Annotated in this window: 4 protein-coding genes and 1 pseudogene; all 5 read left to right on the top strand. The window is 61.5% G+C overall.

Annotated features, from left to right (window positions below):
• Nucleotides 1–209 (top strand): annotated as a pseudogene (locus tag GFM02_RS21525) (sugar ABC transporter ATP-binding protein); the annotation flags it as partial.
• A gap of 15 nt (nucleotides 210–224) precedes the next feature.
• Nucleotides 225–1,775 carry a GMC oxidoreductase gene (locus tag GFM02_RS21520; RefSeq protein ID WP_168322713.1) on the top strand — a complete coding sequence of 517 codons (1,551 nt, stop codon included), beginning with the start codon at nucleotides 225–227 and terminating at the stop codon, nucleotides 1,773–1,775.
• 1 nt (nucleotide 1,776) lies between these two features.
• Nucleotides 1,777–3,432 carry a GMC family oxidoreductase gene (locus GFM02_RS21515; RefSeq protein ID WP_168322712.1) on the top strand — a complete coding sequence of 552 codons (1,656 nt, stop codon included), beginning with the start codon at nucleotides 1,777–1,779 and terminating at the stop codon, nucleotides 3,430–3,432.
• Nucleotides 3,433–3,456: 24 nt separating this feature from the next.
• Nucleotides 3,457–4,626, top strand: a complete 1,170-nt coding sequence (locus GFM02_RS21510) for a Gfo/Idh/MocA family protein (protein ID WP_168322711.1) — start codon at nucleotides 3,457–3,459, stop codon at nucleotides 4,624–4,626.
• A gap of 6 nt (nucleotides 4,627–4,632) precedes the next feature.
• A complete protein-coding gene (locus GFM02_RS21505; protein WP_168322710.1) occupies nucleotides 4,633–6,717 on the top strand; it encodes an FAD-dependent oxidoreductase in 2,085 nt (694 codons plus the stop codon).
• The last annotated feature ends 9 nt before the right edge of the window (nucleotides 6,718–6,726 follow it).

Genomic DNA, 6,726 nt, shown 5'->3' with positions numbered 1-6,726 from the left:
CGCGCTCGCTGACCGAGGGCGACTGCCTGATCGAGGTGGTGGAACCCGCCGGCTCCGACACCTTCGCCGTCACCAAGCTCGGCGGCAAATCCGTCGTCGCCCGCCTGCGCGCCGATACCGGCATCGCTCCCGGACAAAACACCCGCCTCGCCTTCAATCTCGACAAGGCGGTGTTCTTCGATCCCGAAACACAGGCGCGGATCGCGTGAGGGCCAGGTGCTGACATGAGCAGTTCAACCGACATCGTCATCATCGGCTCGGGCGTCGGCGGCGCCACGGTCGCTGCTGGCCTGGCTGCGACCGGCGCCCGGATATTGATCCTCGAAGCCGGCGATCATATCGCCGATCTTCCCGTCAATCGCGACCAAAGAGCCATCTTCCAGCGAGGACATTTTCGACCGAAGGAAACCTGGTACGAGGCGAACGGCAAGGGATTCAATCCCGGCAACTACTACAATGTCGGCGGGAATTCGAAATTCTACGGCGCCGTATTGTCACGTTATCGCAAGCAAGATTTCGAGGTCATCCAGCACCGGGAGGGCGTGTCGCCGGCCTGGCCGTTTCCGTATGAAGCCCTGGAGCCGTGGTACTGCCAGGCGGAACGCATGTATCAGGTTCGCGGCAGTCTGGGCGAAGATCCCACCGAACCGCACCACTCGGCTGCCTACGAATACCCGCCCGTCCCGGACGAGGCGCCGATCGCCGATATCAGGGCGCGCCTCAACCAGAAAGGCCTGCATCCGTTTTCCCTGCCGCTCGGCCTCGATCTTGACGCCTGGCTCTCCAAAGCACGCACGCCATGGGATGCGCATCCGAACGCCCGCGACGGCAAGATGGATGCCGAGACCGCAGCCCTCGCAGTGGCGCTGAGGCACGAGAACGTGCGGCTCGAAACCAATGCGCGCGTGACGAGGCTTGACATGGGAGCGGGGAGCCGGATCGACCGGGTGACCTATGTCAAGAACGGGCAGACGGTGACTGTTTCGCCTGAGATCGTGATCCTCTCCGCGGGGGCGGTCCAATCATCCGTGCTTTTGCTGCGTTCGAAAAACGACCGTTTCCCAAGGGGGCTGGCGAATTCTTCCGACCAGGTGGGCCGCAACTTCATGAACCACAATGCCTCCGCGGTCATCGGGGTTTCGCCGCGGTTCAGCAACACCTCCATCTACCAGAAGACCTTTGCCTTCAACGATTTCTATCTCTCCGACGGGGAGGGAGGGCCGCCCCTCGGCAACGTGCAGCTCCTGGGGCGTATCTCCGAAAAGGTTCTCAAGGGCTCTCTGCCGCGGGCTCCGGAGTGGCTTCTCCGTTTCATGACGGACCATGCCATCGACTTCTACGCGATGAGCGAGGACGTTCCCAATCCCGAAAGCCGGGTCATGGTCGATGGCGATAGAATCGTTCTCAAATGGCAGCGAACCAACTGGGACGCTCATCTCGCACTTGTCGCCCGGCTGAAGACCATCCTGCGATCGATTGGATTTCCGGTTGTGCTGTCGAGGCCGTTCGACAAACGCACGCCCTCTCATCAGTGCGGAACGATCCGCATCGGAAACGATCCCGCGACTGCGCCGTTGGACCCGTACTGCCGTTCCTACGATCACGAAAACCTCTTCGTCGTCGACGCCAGTTTCCTCCCCACATCGGCCGCGGTCAATCCTGCGCTCACCGTCGCCGCCCAGGCGCTGAGAGTGGCAGATCACATAGCGTCGAAGGACTTTGCAGGCATGACACAGGCGCTGGCGATTGCCAGGCCGGATGCAACAGGACAGTAAAATGGGTTTCGACTATATCATCACCGGCGCCGGCCCTGCAGGATGCGTGCTGGCAAATCGGCTGAGCGAAGATCCAGATGTCAGAGTACTCCTGCTCGAGGCGGGTGGAGGCGACTGGAATCCTCTGTTTCACATGCCCGCCGGCTTCGCCAAGATGACCAAAGGCGTGGCCAGCTGGGGATGGGAAACAGTTCCCCAGAAGCATCTGAAGGGCAGGGTGCTTCGCTATACCCAGGCAAAGGTCATCGGCGGCGGTTCGTCGATCAACGCGCAGCTCTACACGCGCGGAAACGCGTCCGATTATGATCTCTGGGCCAGTCAACACGGCTGCGAGGGCTGGGACTACCGGTCGATCCTCCCCTATTTCAAACGTGCCGAGGATAACCAGCGCTTTGCCGACGACTACCACGCCTATGGCGGCCCGCTGGGCGTCTCGATGCCGGCTGCGCCGCTGCCGATCTGCGACGCCTATATCCGTGCGGGGCAGGAGCTCGGCATTCCCTACAATCACGACTTCAACGGCCGCCAGCAGGCCGGAGTGGGATTTTATCAGCTGACGCAGCGCAACTGCCGCCGGTCATCGGCATCGCTCGCCTATCTTTCGCCGATCAAGGACCGGAAGAACCTGACGATCCGGACGGGCGCGCGCGTCGCGCGCATCATCGTGGAGGGAGCCCGTGCGACAGGCGTCGAGATCGTGACCTCGCGCGGCTTAGAGATCGTGCGTGCCGAACGCGAAGTATTGATTTCGTCGGGCGCCATCGGATCGCCGAAGCTGCTTTTGCAGTCCGGCATAGGACCGGCCGACCATCTCAAGTCGGTGGGCGTCAAGGTGCTCCACGATCTGCCGGGTGTCGGCGGCAACCTCCAGGATCACCTGGATCTTTTCGTCATCGCCGAATGCACGGGCGATCACACTTATGACGGCGTCGCAAAACTCCACCGCACACTTTGGGCGGGGATTCAATACATCCTGTTCCGGACCGGTCCTGTCGCCTCGTCGCTCTTCGAGACCGGCGGCTTCTGGTATGCCGATCCCGAGGCCCGTTCTCCTGATATCCAGTTCCACCTCGGCCTGGGTTCGGGCATCGAAGCGGGTGTCGAACGGCTCAAGAATGCCGGCGTGACCCTTAACTCCGCCTATCTGCATCCGCGCTCGCGGGGGACGGTGCGTCTGTCATCCTCCGACCCGGCTGCCGCTCCGTTGATCGACCCCAACTACTGGTCCGATCCGCACGATAGGACGATGTCCCTGGAAGGGCTGAAGCTCGCGCGCGAGATCATGCAGCAGGCGGCGCTGAAGCCCTATGTCATGGCCGAAAGGCTTCCCGGACCGAAGGTGATGACCGACGAGCAGCTTTTCGACTACGGCTGCGCCAACGCTAAGACCGACCATCATCCGGTGGGTACCTGCAAGATGGGGACAGAGCCCGACGCGGTTGTCGGGCTTGATCTCAAGGTTCACGGTTTGGAAGGCCTCAGGGTCTGCGATTCATCCGTCATGCCGCGCGTGCCGTCATGCAATACCAACGCTCCGACGATCATGGTCGGCGAAAAAGGATCGGACCTCATTCGGGGCTTGCCTGCGCTTCCATCTGCCATCTTCGCCTACGAACGCAACGATACGAGGCCTCGAGCCCGTGCCGAAATCCGGTAAGTCCTGTCGAGAGGAGAGACGACAATGTCTGAAGTCAGAGTTGCAGTGCTTGGCGCCTCGGGCTGGATGGGAAAGGTCCATACGATGGCCTATCAGACCTTTCCGCATTTCTTCGGAGTGTCGGACGGAACGGCACGGATCGTCGCTCTGGTCGAAGGCCCCTCGAAGGCGGCCGGGGATCTTTCCCACAAAGCGCCGGGTGCGAGAATTCTTCAGGATTGGAATCTGGCGGTCGCTGATCCTGACGTCGATCTGATCGATATCTGCCTGCCCGACCATCTCCACTATGAGGTGGCCAAGGCAGCTTTGCTGGCCGGCAAACATGTCTATTGCGAGAAGCCATTGGCAAACACCGCCGCCGAAGCGCGGGAACTGGCCGACATCGCCAGGGAAAAGGGTGTCATTACTCGAGTCGGACACGCGTTTCCCCGGAATCCCGTGCATGATTTGGCGAAAGACATCATTCAATCCGGCGAAATTGGCGAGATCAAGCTGTTCCGCGGCTGCCAGCACGTCGACATGTATGGCGATCCGAACGCGCCCTTCATGTGGCGGGCCGACGGAAAGCTTGCGCCGACCGGGATCGTCGGTGATACCGGCTCGCACATCTTCAGCTTCATGGATTTCCTGGTCGGCCGCGTCAGTTCGCTGATCGCCGACAATCTCATCGTGACGCCGCGTCGGCCTGTCGTCGAGGGCCTTGCCTATGGCGAGCAGGTCAAACTGTCAGGCAATGAGACCTGGGCTGAAATCACCAACCCCGATGCAACGAACCTGCTGTGCCGGTTCGAGAACGGTGCCGGCGGGATCGTCGATTTCAGCCGTGTCGCGACCGGCCGCAAGTTCATGCAGACCTACGAAATCTATGGAACGAAAGGTAGCATCGCCTATACCTATGACGAGATAAACCGGCTGCGCTTCTACTCCAACGACGACCGGTCGGGGCGGCGCGGCTTTCGCGAGATCGACGTGGGTCCTGAGAACCCCACTTTCAGGGCTTTCCTTCCTCTGCCGAATTTCGGCCTGGGCTACAATGAAAGCAAGATCATCGAGGTGGCCGAGATGATCCACTCGATCGTTGCAAACAGACCGATGTGGCCGACATTCGATAGCGGCCATCACATCTGCCAGATCGTCGACGCATGCATGGAATCCTCCCGGCAAAAGCGCTGGGTCGACATCCCGCTGGGTTGAACGCCGATGACCATAGACGTTCCGCAGGACATTCTTGACGCACTGACCGATGTCGACATGCCGCGGCTCCCACCTGAGGCCGTCCCTTCGGACGTGGTCCGGCTCGCGGGCGTCGAGGCGCCGATCTATCGAGCCGGTTGCGTCGTCGTCGGATCCGGCGCGGCAGGTCTGCGTGCGGCGGTGGAAATGAAACGGCGCGGCGACGACGTCGTCATTGTCAGCCAAAGCGCGTGGGGGGGAACCTCGGCCTGTTCTGGATCGGACAAACAGACCCTTCACACGGCAAACACGGCCGATCAGGGCGACAATTACAAGGCAATGGCCCGCGCTATCCGCAGCGGCGGTGCAATGGACAAGGACACGGCCTATGTCGAGGCTGTGGGCTCGTCGCGGATGATGGCATCGCTCCAGTTCCTGGGTCTGCCGCTGCCTCAGGATTCGCTTGGCGGGACGCTCAGATATCAGACCGACCATGACGAGGTCGGCCGCGCCACCAGTTGCGGCCCGCGCACCTCGCGCCTGATGGTCAAGGTGCTGGCCGAGGAGGCGATCCGGCTTGGAGTGCCGTTTTACAACCAGACCGCCGCGGTAAAGATCCTCACCGAAGGCGATGGCGCTGACCGCCACGTCGTCGGGATAGTCGCCATGCGCGCTACCGATCGTACGGAGGAAAACCCGCTGGGCATCGCGCTGTTTACGAGTGGAGTGATCGTGCTCGCGGCCGGCGGTCCGGGTGAACTCTATCGCGACAGCGTTTATCCCAACGGCTGCTTCGGCTCTCTCGGATTGGCGCTCGAGGCAGGCGTCGAGCTCGTCAATCTGACCGAAAGTCAGTTTGGCATCGGAACACGCAGGGAAGGGTTTCCGTGGAATCTGTCGGGCACCTACGTCCAGGCGATCCCGCATATCTACTCGCTCGATTCAAACGGCGCCGAACACCATTTCCTGGCAGAATACTATCGCAGCACGCAGGAGCTGGCGTCGAACGTCTTTCGCAAGGGCTATCAGTGGCCATTTCACGCGACGCGGATGCTCGATTTCGGCTCGAGCCTGGTAGATCTTGCCATCTCCAGCGAAACCGCCGCAGGGCGGCGCGTCTTCATGGACTTCAATCGCAATCCGCTGCCTGTGCCGGGCGACCTGCCGTTCAGCCTGGACAGACTGGATGAAGACGTCCGCGAATATCTCGGCAAGGCCGGCGCCGACCAGGAAACGCCGATCGATCGTTTGAAGCATATGAACCCGCTCGCGATCGAGCTCTACCGCCGCTACAAGATCGATATTGCCGAAGAGCCGCTGGAGTTTGCGGTCAACAACCAGCATATGAACGGCGGCATCATGGTCGACACCTGGGGCCGCAGCAATCTCGGCGGCTGTTACGCGGTTGGAGAAGCGGCGGGCACACACGGCGTGACGAGGCCGGGTGGAGCAGCACTCAATGCCGGGCAAGTCTTCGGTACGCGCGCGGCCGAGCACATCAGCGCGAGCGGCAGGGCAAAGCAGTCGCCAGCAGAGGACGTAGCCGATATCGCAGAGGCGGGCATCGCCTGCCTCCTTGCGGTCCTTCGGACCGAGAGCCCGCTCACCGTCAAATCGATCCGCTCGCAAGTGCAGGCGCGAATGAGCGACAAGGCTGGCATCCTCTGCGATCAAGAAAGCGTAGGCCGGGCCTTGATCGAAGCGCGCAAACTGAACGCTGAAATCCATGCGCACGGCATTGCCTACGGTCGCGCAGCGGAGGCGGTTCGAGGCATGCAATGGCGCCATATGGCGCTCGCATCGGAAGCCGTGCTCAGCGCGCTTGATTTCTTCATTCGCAATGGAGGCGGCAGCCGTGGCGCGCGGGCGATATGCGATGCGGAGGGCGAATCGCTTCCGCTGGCACGCTCAGGACCGTTGCAGGATTATCGCTTCCGGAAAGAACGCGAAGCGCATCGCAAAGAGCAGATCGTCGTTCGTCTTGATGGGAATGAGATCAGGCTTTCAACGCGCGCGAACCGCACATTCGATGAAAGCGCCAGATCCTTCTTCGAGCGAGACTGGCCAGCCTGGTTGACAGGCCGCATCTACGATCTTGGCGCCGACAAATGAGGTGATGCC

This window comes from Rhizobium leguminosarum bv. viciae, assembly GCF_012276115.1.
Taxonomy (GTDB): Bacteria; Pseudomonadota; Alphaproteobacteria; order Rhizobiales; family Rhizobiaceae; genus Rhizobium; species Rhizobium leguminosarum_T.
The sequence above is the reverse complement of the archived record's forward strand: the minus strand, read 5'-3'. Positions and strand labels throughout refer to the sequence as shown.